This is a genomic window from Actibacterium mucosum KCTC 23349 (assembly GCF_000647975.1).
In the GTDB taxonomy this organism is placed as follows: Bacteria; Pseudomonadota; Alphaproteobacteria; order Rhodobacterales; family Rhodobacteraceae; genus Actibacterium; species Actibacterium mucosum.
Genome location: NZ_JFKE01000005.1, coordinates 170647 through 184868 on the forward strand (window position 1 = coordinate 170647; position 14222 = coordinate 184868).

The following is a 14222-nucleotide window of genomic DNA, read 5'->3' on the forward strand; positions in this document are numbered from 1 at the left end:
TAGGCAAAAACAGGCCGGGCAGATGGTTAAGACTTATGAAGATTTTCGTGCCGCGCTGATTCAGCGCGAATCGTCAGGCAATTACAGCGTGGTCAGCGCGGCCGGATTCCTGGGCGCGTACCAGTTTGGCGAGGCAGCGCTGGTGGATCTGGGTTATGTCGTGCATGACGGCAACCCGTTCGACAATCAGATCACCGCGTGGACCGGCAAGAACGGCATCACCAGCACCGGCGCGTTTCTGGCCAATCCCGGCGTGCAGGATGCGGCGGCGGACCAATGGTTCGCGCTGTTGTGGAGCTATGCCGAAAACCTGGGGCTGGACGCTTATATCGGGCAAGAGATCGACGGGGTATGGATCACCGCCAGTTCGATTGTCGCGGGTGCCCACCTTGTTGGTATCGGCAGCATGCGCGACTGGTTGGAAAGTGGCGGAACGTTGAACCTGACCGACGGGAATGGCACACCGGTAGAAGAGTATCTGGCGTTGTTCAGCGGCCACCAGTTGCCGTTTGATACCGGCGAAACGCCGGGAGACCTGACGCCCCCCCAAGATCCGGTTATCGAAGGGACCGATGGATCCAACATCTTACTTGGCGGATCCGGTGGTGAAGTATTTGACGGCAAAGGTGGGTTGGACCTGATCTTTGCCGGGGGTGGCGACGATACCGTTTTTGGCGGCGATGGTGTCGACATCATTCTGGGTGGCGCTGGCGGCGACGTTCTGAACGGCGAAAACGGCAATGATATCATCGTTGGGGGTGAGGGCCGCGACGAGATAACAGGTGGTGCAGGTGATGACGTGCTGATCGGACAAGGCGGCACGGATTTGTTTATCTTTGCCGACGGCTGGGGGGACGATCGGATCACGGATTTTGACGCGTCGTCGACGGGCGATGTTGTGGTGCTGCGGGATGTTGCGTCGATTACGGACTACAACGACCTGGTGGCTCACCACATGCTGCAATGGGGCAACAACGTTCTTATCCATGATGGGATGGGCAACACGATCACGCTGGTTGGGTATGAGTTAAACGAACTGGAGAGCGGGGATTTTGTGTTCTAGGGCGTGACCTGATTGAGCGCCTTGCGGCGCATTTCTTTGGTCTCGCTTAGCCGCCTTGCGGCACGCTCGGGTGGGCGTTCAGGTGCCGCGTTGCGCTTTTTCCGTGATCCCGGACGTGCCTTCACGGCGCTCCAGTTCGGAAAATACATCGGCCAGTGCCACGTCGCGCGCGGCAAGCATGACAAGCAGGTGGTAAAGCACGTCGGCGGCTTCGGATGTCAGCCTTGCATTGTCGCCCTTTACCGCTTCGATAATGGCCTCAACCGCTTCTTCCCCGAACTTTTCCGCGCATTTTTCCGGCCCCTTGGCCAGTAGCTTAGCTGTCCACGAGCTTTCCGGATCGGCGGTTTTGCGGGTCTCGATCGTGGCGGCGAGGGATTCAAGTGTGGTCATTTCCGAAGATCATCCAATCTGCTGTCTTTCATAAATACCGCATCCCACATCGCAAATGCTTCAGCTGCAAAAGAACTGCCCAAAATATCGTCCCGGTCAAGGTAGATCGCTTTTACGTCACCTCTCTCAGATGACAGATCCAGTAATCTAGCGCCTCCGGAGTCTTTGTTATAGGCCAAACCAAAGCACCACCTTTGTTCAGCTGTTGCTTCTTCGGACCAATTTCCTGTGCCGAAACGAAAAACGGGGTCCAATTCCGGATGACCCTCTGCATATCGGACCCAGTAGAAGGCGATCCACTGTCCTTTGGCATCTTCGATGTCGCCGTTGATCTGCACTGTATTCTTGCCACAACAATCACACGGCGTACTCTCGAAATCCGTTTCCACTATCCGCAAGTCTTCCCAGACGAGAGTCACGGTAATCTCATCGGAATTTCGGCCTTGGCCATATGCGCCTTTGCCTCGCCAATCGTGAAATCGCCGAAATGGAAAATCGACGCGGCCAACACGGCGCTGGCGCCGCCTTTGGTCACGCCTTCGACGAGGTGGTCGAGCGTGCCGACACCGCCCGAGGCGATGACCGGGATATTGACCGCGTCCGAGATGGCGCGGGTCAGCGGCAGGTTGAACCCGGCGCGGGTGCCGTCGCGGTCCATGCTGGTCAGCAGAATCTCGCCCGCGCCTTTGGCTTCGACCAGCTTGGCAAATTCCACCGCGTCGATGCCGGTGGGTTTGCGGCCGCCGTGGGTAAAGATCTCCCACTTGCCGGGGCTGACGGTTTTGGCGTCGATCGCCACCACGATGCATTGGCTGCCGAATTTTTCCGCCGCCTCGCGCACCACGTCGGGATTGGCCACGGCGGCGGAGTTGAAGCTGACCTTGTCGGCCCCGGCCAGAAGCAGGGCGCGCACATCGTCAACCGTGCGCACGCCACCGCCCACGGTCAGCGGCATAAAACACTGCTCGGCCGTGCGGCGCACCAGGTCGAACATGGTGCCGCGGTTTTCGTGGGTGGCGTGGATGTCGAGAAAGCAAAGCTCGTCCGCGCCGGCGGCGTCATAGGCTTTGGCGGCCTCGACCGGGTCGCCGGCATCCACCAGATCAACAAAGTTCACACCCTTGACCACGCGGCCATCGGCCACGTCCAGACAAGGGATGATGCGGGTTTTCAGCATGGCAATGCCCTTTGCGTTCAATTGACCGACCAATAGCGTCTTGGCCATTCGAAGACCAGTGTCAAACCTTTGCCACCCTTGTCAGGTGCAGGGGATCGCACTACCCCTTTCTGTATGACACGGTTTGGTATTCTTTCTTTTGGTATCGTACTTGGCCTGGCTTGGCTGGTGGGGTTGCTTGGGTATTACAGCCGTTTACCGGGCTTTCTGCCCCTTGATTTCATGCTGTTCCGGTTTCAAATCGTCAGTGCGATGCAGGCCTGGCAAGCGGGCGACGTTGCCCTGCATGTCTGGGGCACCAAGGGTCCAGACACCATCTTTCTCGCACTTTATGGTGTGGTGCTGACGGCGGTTGCCATCTGGTATTGGCAAGGGCGGCTGAGGGCGCTGATGCTGGTGCTGGTGTGGGTGGCTGTTGGCGCGGATTACGTAGAGAACCACTATAATCTGCGGTTGCTTGCGGGACAGGGTGGCGTCGGGCCACACCTTGTTGCAAGCTGGGTCAAATTCCTGGCAATTGCACCGCCCATGAATTGGGGTCTGGTCCTGTGGTTCCGCGAAATCCGTGCGCGCCGCGTTTCGTGATCAGCAATTGATAAAGCGCTTATTGGTTTTCGCGGCAGCGGTATTAACTTTCTTGTCGTAAAGGAATTAACACAGCCGTCACAATAGGTTTAAGATTGTGTTAAGATTTTCCCAACGCTGAAGCGTTGGCTGATTCTTGGCATTGAACTATGCGTGATAGCGGGTGGAGAAAGTTGAATGACCAATCAAATGCGTGTGCTTAGTGATGCGACACTGGAAGCGATGGAAAATCGTTTTGTTCCAGGCGCTTGGATTTTCCCGTTTGCGACGGCTGGCGGCCTGATCTGGGCTGCGCTGATTTGGGCCGTCCTTTCTGTGAGCGGCTTGACGGGCTGAATCAATTCACATGAACGAGCGCTGCCGAAATGCGCAGCTTTCAGTCCTGCGGGACAGAAAACTGATTGGGCGTTAACCTTTTAGGACGCGCAATGCTTCGGCCAAATCAATTGCACCGTCATAAAGGGCCCGCCCGGAAATCGCACCATTCAGATCAGCGCCACAATCGCGCAATGCAACCAGGTCTTCCAAAGACGAGACCCCACCCGAGGCAATAACCGGGATGGATACCGAGCGCGCCAAATCGGCGGTCGCCTCAATGTTTGGTCCCTGCATCGCGCCATCGCGGTTGATATCTGTATAGATGATCGCCGCCACGCCAGCGTCTTCGAAACTGCGCGCCAGGTCGGTCACCATCACGTCGGTTTCTTCGGCCCAACCTTTGGTCGCGACCCGCCCATTCCGGGCATCAATGCCAACAGCCACTTGCCCCGGAAACGCTTTGGCCGCCTCGCGCACCAGATCGGGGTTTTCCACCGCTACGGTCCCCAGGATCACACGCGCCAGCCCCTTGCCCAACCACTTCTCAATCGTGGCCATATCGCGGATCCCACCGCCCAGCTGCGCAGGCACTTTGCACCGGCTCAGGATCGCCTCGACCGGCGCAGCGTTCACCGGCTCACCTGCAAAAGCACCGTTCAGATCGACCAGATGCAACCACGCGCAACCGGCTTCCACAAAGGCTTCGGCCTGCGCGGCAGGATCGTCATTGAACACGGTCGCCTGATCCATCTCGCCCTTGTAAAGGCGCACGGCCTGTCCGTCTTTCAGGTCGATGGCGGGATAAAGGATCATGTCGGGCTCCTGTCTTTGTCTGCCGCCTTTATGCACGCCCCACGCCCAAGCGCAACGGCAAGCCGACTTAACGTCATGCTTGCCACGGGCGTGTCGCCCCATGCAGGATATCCGCCACAAGGGAGGACACCATGTTCAAAAAACTCGCTCTGACCACGGCATTCATGTTTTCTGCCGGTGTTGCCATGGCCGCCGATCCGGTTGAAGGCATTTGGAAGACCACGCCCGATGACAACGGCAATTTCGGACATATTCAAATTGCCCCTTGCGGCGCCAAGATCTGCGGCACGCTGATCAAGGCCTTTGACAGTTCCGGCGCACAGGTCGAATCCGAAAATGTTGGCCGCGCCATCATCTGGGACATGCAAGCGCTGGGCGGTGGGAAATACGGCAAGGGCAAGGTCTGGGCCCCGGATCGCGACAAGACCTATAACTCGAAAATGGCTCTCAGCGGCGACAGTCTTGCCATATCGGGCTGCGTTCTGGGTATCTGCCGTGATGGCGGCCAGTGGAACCGGGTGAAGTAACTCGATCAAACCGCAACGGGCGGCAACCCGAGCGCGGGGGCTTGCCCCCCAAGCGAGACAAGAACGGCACGCGTGCCCGCCAGGGTGCGCGTTCCTTTAACAAACAGCTGCTTACGGTGCCCAGCGCAGGAAGTTTCCGATAATCCGCAAACCCGTGGCTTGGCTCTTTTCGGGATGGAATTGGGTGCCCACCATATTGCCGCGCCCCACGATCGCCGTGATGGAACCGGCATAGTCGCAATGAGCCACCAGGTGCTCGGCTGCGTCCACCCTGAAATGATAGGAATGCACGAAATAGGCGTGATCGCCCGTTGCAACCCCGTCCAACACCGCGTGCGGTTGGTCAATCACAAGATCGTTCCAGCCCATATGCGGTACCTTCAGCGATGCATCGCTTGGCGTGATCCGGTCCACCTCGCCGCCGATCCAGTCAAAGCCCGGCGTTTCAGAATATTCCAACCCGCGCGTGGCCATCATCTGCATGCCAATGCATATCCCCATGAACGGACGGCCCGCGCTCATAACCACCTCTTCGATGGCTTCATACAGGCCGGAATGGTCGAACAGTTCTTGCCGACAGGCCGGAAAGGCCCCGTCGCCGGGTAATACCACCCGATCGGCGCGCCGCACCGCTTCGGGGTCCGAGGTCACCAGAACCTCGCCCGCATCCACCTCGCGGGCCACCCGCTCAAAGGCCTTCTGGGCCGAGTGCAGGTTTCCCGATTCATAATCGACAATGGCGGTCAGCATGCGCAGGTCTCCGGTTTTCTGCCTGTCACGTCGCGCGAAACGCGTCGGGCGTCAAGCCCGATCCGCCAAAGGCAGGCTGTCCAGCAGGGTGATAACCTTGTTGAACGCATCCAGATCCGGGTTCCCGCGGTCTACGGGGCCGAATTGTTCCGACAAGAACAATGTTGCAAAGCCATGGATCAACGACCAGACTTGCGCCTCAACCGGACCGCTCTCCGCACCTTCGGCCACAAACGGCGCACAGCACTGACGCAGCATGTCATAAGACGCACCGGGGCTTTCGGGTTGTACCTCGTTCAAATACAGCATCGCGCTGATCCCGAAGATCAGTTCGAACAGCGCCGGGTTCTCCAGCGCGAATAACAGGTAGCCAAGGCTGATCGCCTTAAGGCGTCTGTGTGGGTCGTCGCCGACTTTGTCCAATTCACGCTGCATATAGCCACGGAAAATGACAAAGCCTTCCTCGGCAATTGCCCCCCTAAGCCCTTCGACACCTTTGAAGTGGTGCGCGGGCGCCGCATGGCTGACCCCCGCGCGCGCCGCGCAACGGCGCAGCGTCAGCTTGTCGATCCCGTCCTCAGCCAGAATCGCAATGCCTGCCTGAATCAGCGCGTTACGCAGGTCGCCGTGGTGGTGTTTTGTCTTCTTTTCAGTCATTTGCAGAAATTCTAATGATAAACTTGACAGCGTCAAGATGTGTGTTAACTTTACAGTGTCAAGTTTGGACACGGAGACGCGAAATGACTTTGCTAGCCTTTTACAGATATGTTTTTCTATGGTTCCTTACGCTGGGTGTGGCGCTGGCATCCTGGCGTTTCCTGGTGGCGGATATCACCGTCGTGATGAGCGCCATGATGCATCAGTTGCAAGGTGCCAAAGGTGCCTTCTACGCACATATCTTCTTTGCCCCCATCGCCCTTGCCATGGTGCCGTTTCAGTTCTCGCAGAAACTGCGCGCCAATAGGCCCGGCCTGCACCGCTGGATGGGCCGCACTTATGGCATGTCAATCCTGATTGCAGGTGTTGCCGGTCTGATCATCGCGCCCAATGCCGATGGCGGCCTGTTCGCAGCCACCGGATTCTTTGTGCTTTCTGTCCTCTGGCTGGTCACCACGGTTCTGGCCGTGTGGCACGCCCTGAACCGCCGTATCCCGCAACACCGCAAATGGATGATCCGGTCGGCCGCACTGACCCTCGCCGCTGTCACGCTGCGGCTGCAATTACCGTTGGGCGTGCCCGTGGTTGGCTTTGAATTCGCCTATCCCGTCATTGCCTGGACATGTTGGGTGCCGAACCTGATCGTGGCCGAATGGTGGCTGCGCCGCCGCCCGGCCGCTCTGGCCGCCTAAAGCGCACCCTTGGTCGAGGGGATCGCGTCCCCCTTGCGCGGGTCGGCCTCCACCGCCTCGCGCAGGGCGCGTGCCACGGCCTTGAACGCGGCCTCGGCAATATGGTGGCTGTTGATTCCGTGCAGCGCGTCAATATGCAGGGTGATCCCGCCGCTCGACGCCAGCGCCTGAAAGAACTCGCGCACCAGTTCGGTATCAAAGGTCCCGATCTTGGCGGTGGGCAGATCGACATTCCACACCAGGTAAGGGCGGTTCGACAGGTCCAGCGCCGCGCGCACCAACGCATCATCCATCGGCAACAGGCAGGCGCCATAGCGGCGGATGCCACGCTTGTCGCCCAACGCCTGCACCAAAGCCTGACCCAGCGCGATGCCCACATCCTCAACCGAGTGGTGGTCGTCGATATGCAGGTCGCCAGCGCAACGAATGGTCATGTCGATCAGCGAATGGCGCGACAACTGATCCAGCATGTGATCAAAGAACCCGACGCCGGTTTGGTTGTCATAAACGCCCGTTCCGTCGAGGTTCACCTCAACCGAAATCTGTGTCTCTGCCGTCTCGCGTGTGATCTTGGCCGTCCGCATCGCGGGTCTCCTGATGTTGCGAGGGGTCTTATAAGCGCCGAATGCGGCGCATGAAAGGCGGTTCAGACAAGGCGCGCGGCAGATGTGACATTCCCACCGCGCGTGAAGAAAGCCGGGCCACCAAGGGCCCGGATTGATGAACGCATAACCGGGCGCCGATCAGACGTGGATCGCCCCGTCACCGCAAGCCAGAGCCGCCTCGCGCACAGCTTCCGAATAGGTTGGGTGCGCATGGCAGGTCAGCGCCAGATCCTGGGCCGAGGCGCCAAACTCCATCGCCACGCACACCTCGTGGATCAGGTCGCCCGCACCCGGCCCGATGATATGGGCGCCCAGAATGCGGTCGGTCTCGGCATCGGCCAGGATCTTCACAAAACCCTCGGCCTGTTTGATCGCCTTGGCCCGTGCATTGCCCATGAAGGGGAACTTGCCCACTTTATAGGCGCGCCCGGCCTCTTTCAGAGCATCCTCGGTCGCGCCAACGCTGGCAACCTCGGGCGCGGTGTAGATCACGCCGGGGATCACGCCGTAATTCACGTGGCCATGTTTGCCCGCGATTACCTCGGCGACGGCCATGCCCTCATCCTCGGCCTTATGGGCCAGCATCGGGCCGTCGATCGCATCGCCAATGGCATAGATGCCCGGCACGTTGGTGGCCCAATGCGCATCCGTCTTGATCTGACCCCGCGGGTGCAACTCTACGCCCAAAGCCTCCAGCCCCAGACCGTCGGTAAACGGCTTGCGGCCTGTGGCCACCAGAACCGCATCCGCGTCCAGCACATGTTCGCTGTCATCCTTGCGCAGCTTATAGGTGACCTTGGCTTTGGTCTTGGTCGTATCCACCTTCTGAACGGCAGCGCCCAGGATGAACTCGAAGCCCTGCTTTTTCAGGATGCGCTGGAAGGTCTTGCAGACCTCGGCGTCCATGCCCGGCGTGATCTGGTCAAGGAATTCGACAACCGTCACCTCGGATCCCAGCCGTTTGTAAACCGACCCCATTTCCAGCCCGATCACGCCGGCGCCAATCACCACCAGTTTCTTGGGGATCTTGCCCAGCTCCAGCGCGCCGGTAGAGGTCACAACGATCTTCTCGTCCACCTCAACACCCGGCAGGCTGCTGGCCTCGGACCCGGTGGCGACGATGATCGCCTTGGCCTCGTGCACCTCGTCGCCCACCTTGACCTTGCCGGCCTCGGGGATCGAGCCCCAGCCTTTCAGCCAGTCGATCTTGTTCTTCTTGAACAGAAATTCGATGCCGGCGGTGTTCTGGCCAACAACCGTGTCCTTATACGATTTCATCTGCGCCCAATCGACCGAGGGGCTTTTGCCCTTCAGACCCATATCGGCGAAGTTGTGCTCGGCTTCGTGCAGCTGATGCGTGGCATGCAGCAGCGCCTTTGACGGGATACAGCCGACATTCAGGCAGGTGCCGCCCAGCGTCTCGCGGCCTTCCACACAGGCGGTTTTCAGGCCCAGCTGCGCACAGCGGATCGCGGCCACATAGCCGCCCGGGCCCGCGCCGATTACGATGACGTCATAGTTTGCCATTTCATTTGTCCTTTTTGTGGGCCGGGCTTCGGGACATTTTCCCGACCAAAGATGGATTGTCGAGTGAGTTCGCACACCGCGTCATTGCAGGTAACCTTTGCTGTAAAGGCGCCACAGGATGAGGCTGGGCAGTGCGCTGACAGTCATCGCCACAACCAACAAGCTACGCATAAAACTCACCCCTGCGTCGTGGTCTCGGAAAACCTCACGTATCAGCGCGTCGGAATTAGAGGTCTCATCCAGAACTCCGCCGTCAAGCAGTAGTGTCAGATCGAGTGGCGGCGGGGGGTTTTGGACGTGATCCAGAAACGCAAAGAAGGAATTGGGGAACGTCAAGGCAAGCAGGATCACCGCTGGCCACAACGCCAGTTTTTGGTACCGGTACGCGCAAGCCGACAAGGCGATCCCCGCCAAGAAATACACCACGATTCGGGCCGTCCCCCCCAAAGAAGGGTCTTGAGTGGGTGCGCTCGCTATGAAGTGTAAATACGCAACAAACAAACTGATCGCAACAACGCCCCACGCAACCAAGCACACGGCAAGAATTGCAATGCGCTGGTCCAAGGGGCGTTTATTCGAAACGTCTGTCATGCCACGCGTTCAGCCAGAGTTTACAGATCCATCAGCAGGCGGCGCGGGTCTTCCAGGGCCTCTTTCACGCGGACCAGGAAGGTCACGGCACCTTTGCCGTCGACGATGCGGTGATCATAGCTCAGCGCCAGATACATCATCGGGCGGATCACCACCTGGCCGTTGATGGCCATCGGGCGGTCCTGGATCTTGTGCATGCCCAGAATACCCGATTGCGGCGGGTTCAGGATGGGCGAGGACATCAGCGAGCCATAGACGCCGCCGTTCGACAGGGTGAAGGTGCCGCCCTGCATCTCGGCCATCGACAGCTTGCCGTCGCGGGCGCGCTTGCCTTTTTCGGCGATGGCTTTCTCGATCTCGGCGAACGACATGCTGTCGGCGTCGCGGATCACCGGCACCACAAGGCCGGTCGGCGTGCCGGCGGCCACGCCCATATGAACGAAGTTCTTATATACGATGTCGGTGCCGTCGATCTCGGCATTCACCTCGGGCACTTCTTTCAGCGCGTGACAGCAGGCCTTGGTGAAGAAGGACATAAAGCCCAGACGCACGCCGTGTTTCTTTTCAAAGAGGTCCTTGTACTCTTTGCGCAGATCCATCACCGCGCCCATATCCACCTCGTTATAGGTGGTCAGCATGGCGGCGGTGTTCTGGCTGTCTTTCAGACGCTTGGCGATGGTCTGACGCAGGCGGGTCATTTTCACCCGTTCCTCGCGTGCCGCATCGTCAGCGGGGACAGGCGCGCGCGGCGCGGCAGCCGGTGCAGGGGCCGCAGCGGCGGCCGGTGCGATGGCGGCTTTCAGAACGTCCTCTTTCATAATGCGACCGTCGCGGCCCGAGCCCTGCACATTGGCCGGATCGATGCCTTTTTCCGCCATCAGCTTGTTTGCCGAAGGGGCGTTTTCGACGTCTTTGCCGCCGGTCGCTGCGGGGGCCGCCGCCGGTGCCGGGGCCGCAGCGGGTGCCGCGGCAACCGCACCGCCCGAGATCACGGCCAGCTTGGCGGTGGCATCCACGGTGGCGCCTTCGGCGGCGATGATTTCGGCCAGCACGCCCGAGGCGGGTGCCGGAACCTCGACCGATACTTTGTCGGTCTCCAGCTCGCACAGCATTTCGTCCTGCGCAACGTTGTCGCCCACGGCTTTGAACCAGGTCGAAACGGTGGCCTCGGTGACGCTTTCGCCCAGCGTGGGCACCATCACGTCAACGGCGTCGCCCGACGGGGCGGGTGCGGCGGCTGCGGGGGCCTCGGCTGCGGGGGCAGGGGCGGCTGCTGCGCCTTCGCCCGCCGACACATTGGCCAGCAGCGCGTCAACGCCAACGGTTGCGCCTTCTTCGGCGACGATCTCGGCCAGCGTACCGGCAACGGGGCTGGGCACTTCGACGGTGACCTTGTCGGTCTCCAGCTCACACAGCATCTCGTCCACGGCAACGGCGTCGCCGGGTTTCTTGAACCAAGTGGCCACGGTGGCCTCGGTCACGCTTTCGCCCAGAGTGGGTACACGAACTTCAGTGGACATCTTCTCTTACCCTTCGATGGTGAGCGCTTCGTTCACGAGCGCGGCTTGTTGTGCTTTGTGCTGGCTGGCCAGACCGGTGGCTGGCGATGCCGAGGCGTTGCGGCCCACGTAGCGCGGACGCTGGTGGCTGGCCTGAATGCGGGTCAGCACCCATTCCAGGTTCGGTTCCACAAAGGTCCAGGCCCCCTGGTTCTTGGGCTCTTCCTGGCACCAGACGATTTCGGCCTGCTTGAACCGTTCCAGCTCCTTGACCATCGAAATGGCCGGGAACGGATAGAACTGCTCAAGCCGCAGCAGATAGATATCGTCGATGCCGCGGGCGTCGCGTTCCTCCAGCAGGTCGTAATAGACCTTGCCCGAACACACGACGACGCGTTTCATCTTGTCATCGGCCACCAGTTTGGTGTCGGAATTGCCCTGTTCGGCGTCGTCCCACAGCACGCGGTGGAAGGACGAACCGGTGGTGAACTCGTCGGCGGTGCTGACGGCCAGTTTGTGCCGCAACAGCGATTTCGGCGTCATCAGAACCAGCGGCTTGCGGAAGTCGCGGTGCAGCTGGCGGCGCAGGATGTGGAAATAGTTGGCCGGGGTCGTACAGTTGGCCACGATCCAGTTATCTTCGGCCGACATTTGCAGGAACCGTTCCAACCGGGCCGAGCTGTGCTCGGGACCTTGGCCTTCGAACCCGTGCGGCAGCAACATCACCAGACCCGACATACGCAACCATTTGCGTTCGCCCGAGCTGATGAACTGGTCAAACATGATCTGCGCGCCATTGGCAAAGTCGCCGAACTGCGCCTCCCACATGGTCAGCGCGTTTGGTTCCGCCAGCGAATAGCCGTACTCGAAGCCCAGCACCGCGTATTCGCTGAGCATCGAGTCGATCACCTCGTACTGCGCCTGACCGGCGCGGATGTTGTTCAGCGGATAGTAACGCTCTTCGGTGTCCTGGTTGATCAGGCCCGAGTGGCGCTGGCTGAACGTGCCGCGGGTGCTGTCCTGACCGGCCAGACGTACCGGATAGCCTTCGGTCAACAACGAACCAAAGGCCAGCGCCTCGGCCGTGGCCCAGTCAAACCCCTGGCCTGACTTGAACATCTCGGACTTGCTGTCCAGCAAGCGCGAAACGGTGCGGTGCGTGGCAAAACCTTCTGGCGCGTGGCACAGCGCCTTGCCCACCTCTTCCAGGGTTTCGGGCGAAACAGAGGTCACGCCGCGCTCGTAATCTTCGCCCTCGCGATCCAGATGCGACCAACGCCCGTCCAGCCAGTCGGCCTTGTTGGGTTTATATTCCTTGCCGGCCTCGAACTCTTCGTTCAGGTGCGATTGGAAGGCCGCCTTCATATCCTCGATCTCGCCCTCGGGGATCAGGCCATCCTTGACCAGCCGCTCGGTATACAGGCTCAGGGTCGTTTTATGGCCCTTGATGCGCTTGTACATGATCGGGTTGGTGAACATGGGCTCGTCGCCCTCGTTGTGGCCAAACCGGCGATAGCAGAAGATGTCGATCACCACGTCCTTGCCAAATTTCTGGCGGAACTCGGTGGCCACCTTGGCGGCGTGCACCACGGCCTCGGGGTCGTCACCGTTCACGTGGAAGATCGGCGATTCCACCACCAATGCATTGTCGGTGGGGTAAGGGCTGGAGCGGCTGAAATGTGGCGCGGTGGTGAACCCGATCTGGTTGTTCACCACGATATGGATCGTACCGCCGGTCTTGTGGCCACGCAGGCCCGACAGGGCAAAACATTCCGCAACAACACCCTGACCCGCAAAGGCCGCGTCGCCATGCAACAGTACGGGGATGACCCCGGTACGCGCGCGGTCGTTCAACTGATCCTGCTTGGCGCGGGCCTTGCCCAGAACAACCGGGTTCACCGCCTCCAGGTGGCTGGGGTTGGCTGTCAGCGACAGGTGCACCTCGTTGTCGTCAAAGGTCCGGTCAGAACTGGCGCCCAGGTGGTATTTCACATCGCCCGAGCCGTCGACATCTTCGGGTTTGAAGCTGCCGCCCTGAAACTCGTTGAAAATGGCGCGGTAAGGCTTGGCCATCACATTGGCCAGCACCGACAGACGGCCCCGGTGCGGCATGCCGATCACCACCTCTTTGGCGCCCAGCGCCCCGCCGCGTTTGATGATCTGCTCCATCGCCGGGATCAGGCTTTCGCCGCCATCCAGGCCAAAGCGCTTGGTGCCCATGTATTTGACATGCAGGAACTTTTCGAAACCCTCGGCCTCGACCAGCTTGTTCAGGATCGCCTTGCGCCCTTCGCGGGTGAACCGGATTTCCTTATCAAAACCCTCGATCCGCTCTTTCAGCCAGCCGGCCTCTTCGGGGTTCGAGATATGCATGTATTGCAGGGCAAACGTGCCGCAATAGGTGCGCTTCACGATGTCCAGGATCTGGCGCAGCGACGCGATCTGCAGGCCCAGAACCTGGTCGATAAAGATCGGGCGGTCCATGTCGGCCTCGGTGAAGCCATAGGATTTCGGATCCAGTTCCGGGTGCGGGGTCTCGTCGCGCATGCCCAGCGGGTCCAGATCGGCCACCAGGTGGCCGCGAATACGATAGGCACGGATCAGCATTAGCGCGCGGATCGAATCCAGCACGGCGCGTTTAACCGCCTCGTCGCTGACTTCAACACCTTTCTCGGCCGCCTTGGCTTTGATCTTCTTGCCGGCTTCCTTGGTCTCGGCCGGGGCGGGCCATTGGCCGTCCAGCGCCGCGGTCAGATCGTCACTGGGGGCCGGTGGCCAGTCGCCACGCGCCCATGACGGCCCGCTTGCCTCGGCCTTCACGTCCAGCTCGGCATCACCCAGCTGCGCAAAGAACTGCTGCCACGCCTCATCGACCGCATTGGGGTCGTTGGCGTATCGGGCATACATCTGCTCCAGATACTCGGCATTGTGGCCTTGCATGAACGAAGACGCGTGAAATACGTCGTTGGGTGATTGATCCGTCATCCTTGCCTCCACATTGGCGGGCTGCTGTTAAATTGCGGCC

At 60.2% G+C, this 14222-nt stretch carries 16 protein-coding genes; 5 read left to right on the top strand and 11 right to left on the bottom strand.

Features of this window, described 5'->3' with window-relative positions:
* The first annotated feature begins 22 nt into the window (after positions 1-22).
* Positions 23-1063 (top strand): calcium-binding protein, encoded by a 1041-nt coding sequence (locus ACMU_RS19895; protein WP_051588326.1) that lies wholly within the window; start codon positions 23-25, stop codon positions 1061-1063.
* A 78-nt stretch (positions 1064-1141) separates the two neighbouring features.
* Here the strand turns inward: ACMU_RS19895 and ACMU_RS12760 are convergent, their stop codons facing one another.
* From ACMU_RS12760 to hisF, 3 genes are read right to left on the bottom strand one after another with little or no spacing between them, the layout of a single operon-like run.
* Positions 1142-1456 carry a phosphoribosyl-ATP diphosphatase gene (locus ACMU_RS12760; protein ID WP_035260157.1) on the bottom strand — a complete coding sequence of 105 codons (315 nt, stop codon included), beginning with the start codon at positions 1454-1456 and terminating at the stop codon, positions 1142-1144.
* Positions 1453-1875 (bottom strand): hypothetical protein, encoded by a 423-nt coding sequence (locus ACMU_RS12765; protein ID WP_035260159.1) that lies wholly within the window; start codon positions 1873-1875, stop codon positions 1453-1455. Before ACMU_RS12765 ends, ACMU_RS12760 begins: the two co-directional genes overlap by 4 nt.
* A complete protein-coding gene (gene hisF, locus ACMU_RS12770) occupies positions 1872-2633 on the bottom strand; it encodes an imidazole glycerol phosphate synthase subunit HisF (RefSeq protein WP_035260633.1) in 762 nt (253 codons plus the stop codon). Before hisF ends, ACMU_RS12765 begins: the two co-directional genes overlap by 4 nt.
* A 114-nt stretch (positions 2634-2747) precedes the next feature.
* Between hisF and ACMU_RS12775 the strand changes: the two genes are divergently transcribed.
* Both ACMU_RS12775 and ACMU_RS19505 read left to right on the top strand, forming a co-directional pair.
* The gene (locus ACMU_RS12775) at positions 2748-3218 is read left to right on the top strand and encodes a hypothetical protein (RefSeq protein WP_035260161.1); all 471 of its coding nucleotides are present in this window, start codon (positions 2748-2750) and stop codon (positions 3216-3218) included.
* Positions 3219-3395: 177 nt separating this feature from the next.
* Positions 3396-3554, top strand: coding sequence for a hypothetical protein (locus tag ACMU_RS19505; protein ID WP_161635682.1), 159 nt, complete (start codon positions 3396-3398; stop codon positions 3552-3554).
* A 72-nt stretch (positions 3555-3626) separates the two neighbouring features.
* On the opposite strand, the gene hisA is transcribed toward ACMU_RS19505, so the two are convergent.
* A complete protein-coding gene (gene hisA / locus ACMU_RS12780) occupies positions 3627-4349 on the bottom strand; it encodes a 1-(5-phosphoribosyl)-5-[(5-phosphoribosylamino)methylideneamino]imidazole-4-carboxamide isomerase (RefSeq protein WP_035260162.1) in 723 nt (240 codons plus the stop codon).
* 131 nt (positions 4350-4480) lie between these two features.
* On the opposite strand from hisA, the gene ACMU_RS12785 reads away from it, so the two are divergent.
* The gene (locus tag ACMU_RS12785) at positions 4481-4876 is read left to right on the top strand and encodes a DUF2147 domain-containing protein (protein ID WP_035260164.1); all 396 of its coding nucleotides are present in this window, start codon (positions 4481-4483) and stop codon (positions 4874-4876) included.
* 111 nt (positions 4877-4987) lie between these two features.
* Here ACMU_RS12785 and hisH read toward each other — a convergent pair whose 3' ends face one another.
* Together hisH and ACMU_RS12795 are read right to left on the bottom strand one after the other, a co-directional pair.
* The gene (hisH, locus tag ACMU_RS12790) at positions 4988-5626 is read right to left on the bottom strand and encodes an imidazole glycerol phosphate synthase subunit HisH (protein ID WP_035260166.1); all 639 of its coding nucleotides are present in this window, start codon (positions 5624-5626) and stop codon (positions 4988-4990) included.
* 51 nt (positions 5627-5677) lie between these two features.
* Positions 5678-6283 (bottom strand): TetR/AcrR family transcriptional regulator, encoded by a 606-nt coding sequence (locus tag ACMU_RS12795; protein ID WP_035260169.1) that lies wholly within the window; start codon positions 6281-6283, stop codon positions 5678-5680.
* An 83-nt stretch (positions 6284-6366) separates the two neighbouring features.
* Between ACMU_RS12795 and ACMU_RS12800 the strand changes: the two genes are divergently transcribed.
* On the top strand, positions 6367-6975 hold the full coding sequence (locus tag ACMU_RS12800) for a DUF2306 domain-containing protein (protein WP_035260171.1): 609 nt from the start codon (positions 6367-6369) through the stop codon (positions 6973-6975).
* Here ACMU_RS12800 and hisB read toward each other — a convergent pair.
* From hisB to ACMU_RS12825, 5 genes are all read right to left on the bottom strand, one after another.
* Positions 6972-7559, bottom strand: coding sequence for an imidazoleglycerol-phosphate dehydratase HisB (gene hisB, locus ACMU_RS12805; RefSeq protein ID WP_035260172.1), 588 nt, complete (start codon positions 7557-7559; stop codon positions 6972-6974). The two genes, ACMU_RS12800 and hisB, sit on opposite strands and share 4 nt — an antisense overlap.
* Positions 7560-7718: 159 nt before the next feature.
* Complete coding sequence (gene lpdA / locus ACMU_RS12810; RefSeq protein WP_035260174.1) at positions 7719-9107, bottom strand: dihydrolipoyl dehydrogenase; 1389 nt, start codon at positions 9105-9107, stop codon at positions 7719-7721.
* A gap of 81 nt (positions 9108-9188) precedes the next feature.
* A complete protein-coding gene (locus ACMU_RS12815) occupies positions 9189-9698 on the bottom strand; it encodes a hypothetical protein (RefSeq protein WP_035260176.1) in 510 nt (169 codons plus the stop codon).
* A 20-nt stretch (positions 9699-9718) separates the two neighbouring features.
* Positions 9719-11218, bottom strand: coding sequence for a 2-oxoglutarate dehydrogenase complex dihydrolipoyllysine-residue succinyltransferase (gene odhB / locus ACMU_RS12820; protein WP_035260178.1), 1500 nt, complete (start codon positions 11216-11218; stop codon positions 9719-9721).
* A gap of 6 nt (positions 11219-11224) precedes the next feature.
* Positions 11225-14182, bottom strand: a complete 2958-nt coding sequence (locus ACMU_RS12825) for a 2-oxoglutarate dehydrogenase E1 component (RefSeq protein ID WP_035260180.1) — start codon at positions 14180-14182, stop codon at positions 11225-11227.
* Between the last annotated feature and the right edge of the window lie 40 nt (positions 14183-14222).

Coding starts and splice junctions, on each gene's coding strand:
- hisA (WP_035260162.1), bottom strand. CDS start 4,349: ATGATCCTTTATCCCGCCATCGACCTGAAAGACGGACAGGCCGTGCGC.
- ACMU_RS12760 (WP_035260157.1), bottom strand. CDS start 1,456: ATGACCACACTTGAATCCCTCGCCGCCACGATCGAGACCCGCAAAACC.
- lpdA (WP_035260174.1), bottom strand. CDS start 9,107: ATGGCAAACTATGACGTCATCGTAATCGGCGCGGGCCCGGGCGGCTAT.
- ACMU_RS12825 (WP_035260180.1), bottom strand. CDS start 14,182: ATGACGGATCAATCACCCAACGACGTATTTCACGCGTCTTCGTTCATG.
- ACMU_RS12775 (WP_035260161.1), top strand. CDS start 2,748: ATGACACGGTTTGGTATTCTTTCTTTTGGTATCGTACTTGGCCTGGCT.
- ACMU_RS19505 (WP_161635682.1), top strand. CDS start 3,396: ATGACCAATCAAATGCGTGTGCTTAGTGATGCGACACTGGAAGCGATG.
- hisH (WP_035260166.1), bottom strand. CDS start 5,626: ATGCTGACCGCCATTGTCGATTATGAATCGGGAAACCTGCACTCGGCC.
- ACMU_RS19895 (WP_051588326.1), top strand. CDS start 23: ATGGTTAAGACTTATGAAGATTTTCGTGCCGCGCTGATTCAGCGCGAA.
- ACMU_RS12815 (WP_035260176.1), bottom strand. CDS start 9,698: ATGACAGACGTTTCGAATAAACGCCCCTTGGACCAGCGCATTGCAATT.
- ACMU_RS12785 (WP_035260164.1), top strand. CDS start 4,481: ATGTTCAAAAAACTCGCTCTGACCACGGCATTCATGTTTTCTGCCGGT.
- ACMU_RS12795 (WP_035260169.1), bottom strand. CDS start 6,283: ATGACTGAAAAGAAGACAAAACACCACCACGGCGACCTGCGTAACGCG.
- ACMU_RS12800 (WP_035260171.1), top strand. CDS start 6,367: ATGACTTTGCTAGCCTTTTACAGATATGTTTTTCTATGGTTCCTTACG.
- hisF (WP_035260633.1), bottom strand. CDS start 2,633: ATGCTGAAAACCCGCATCATCCCTTGTCTGGACGTGGCCGATGGCCGC.
- hisB (WP_035260172.1), bottom strand. CDS start 7,559: ATGCGGACGGCCAAGATCACACGCGAGACGGCAGAGACACAGATTTCG.
- odhB (WP_035260178.1), bottom strand. CDS start 11,218: ATGTCCACTGAAGTTCGTGTACCCACTCTGGGCGAAAGCGTGACCGAG.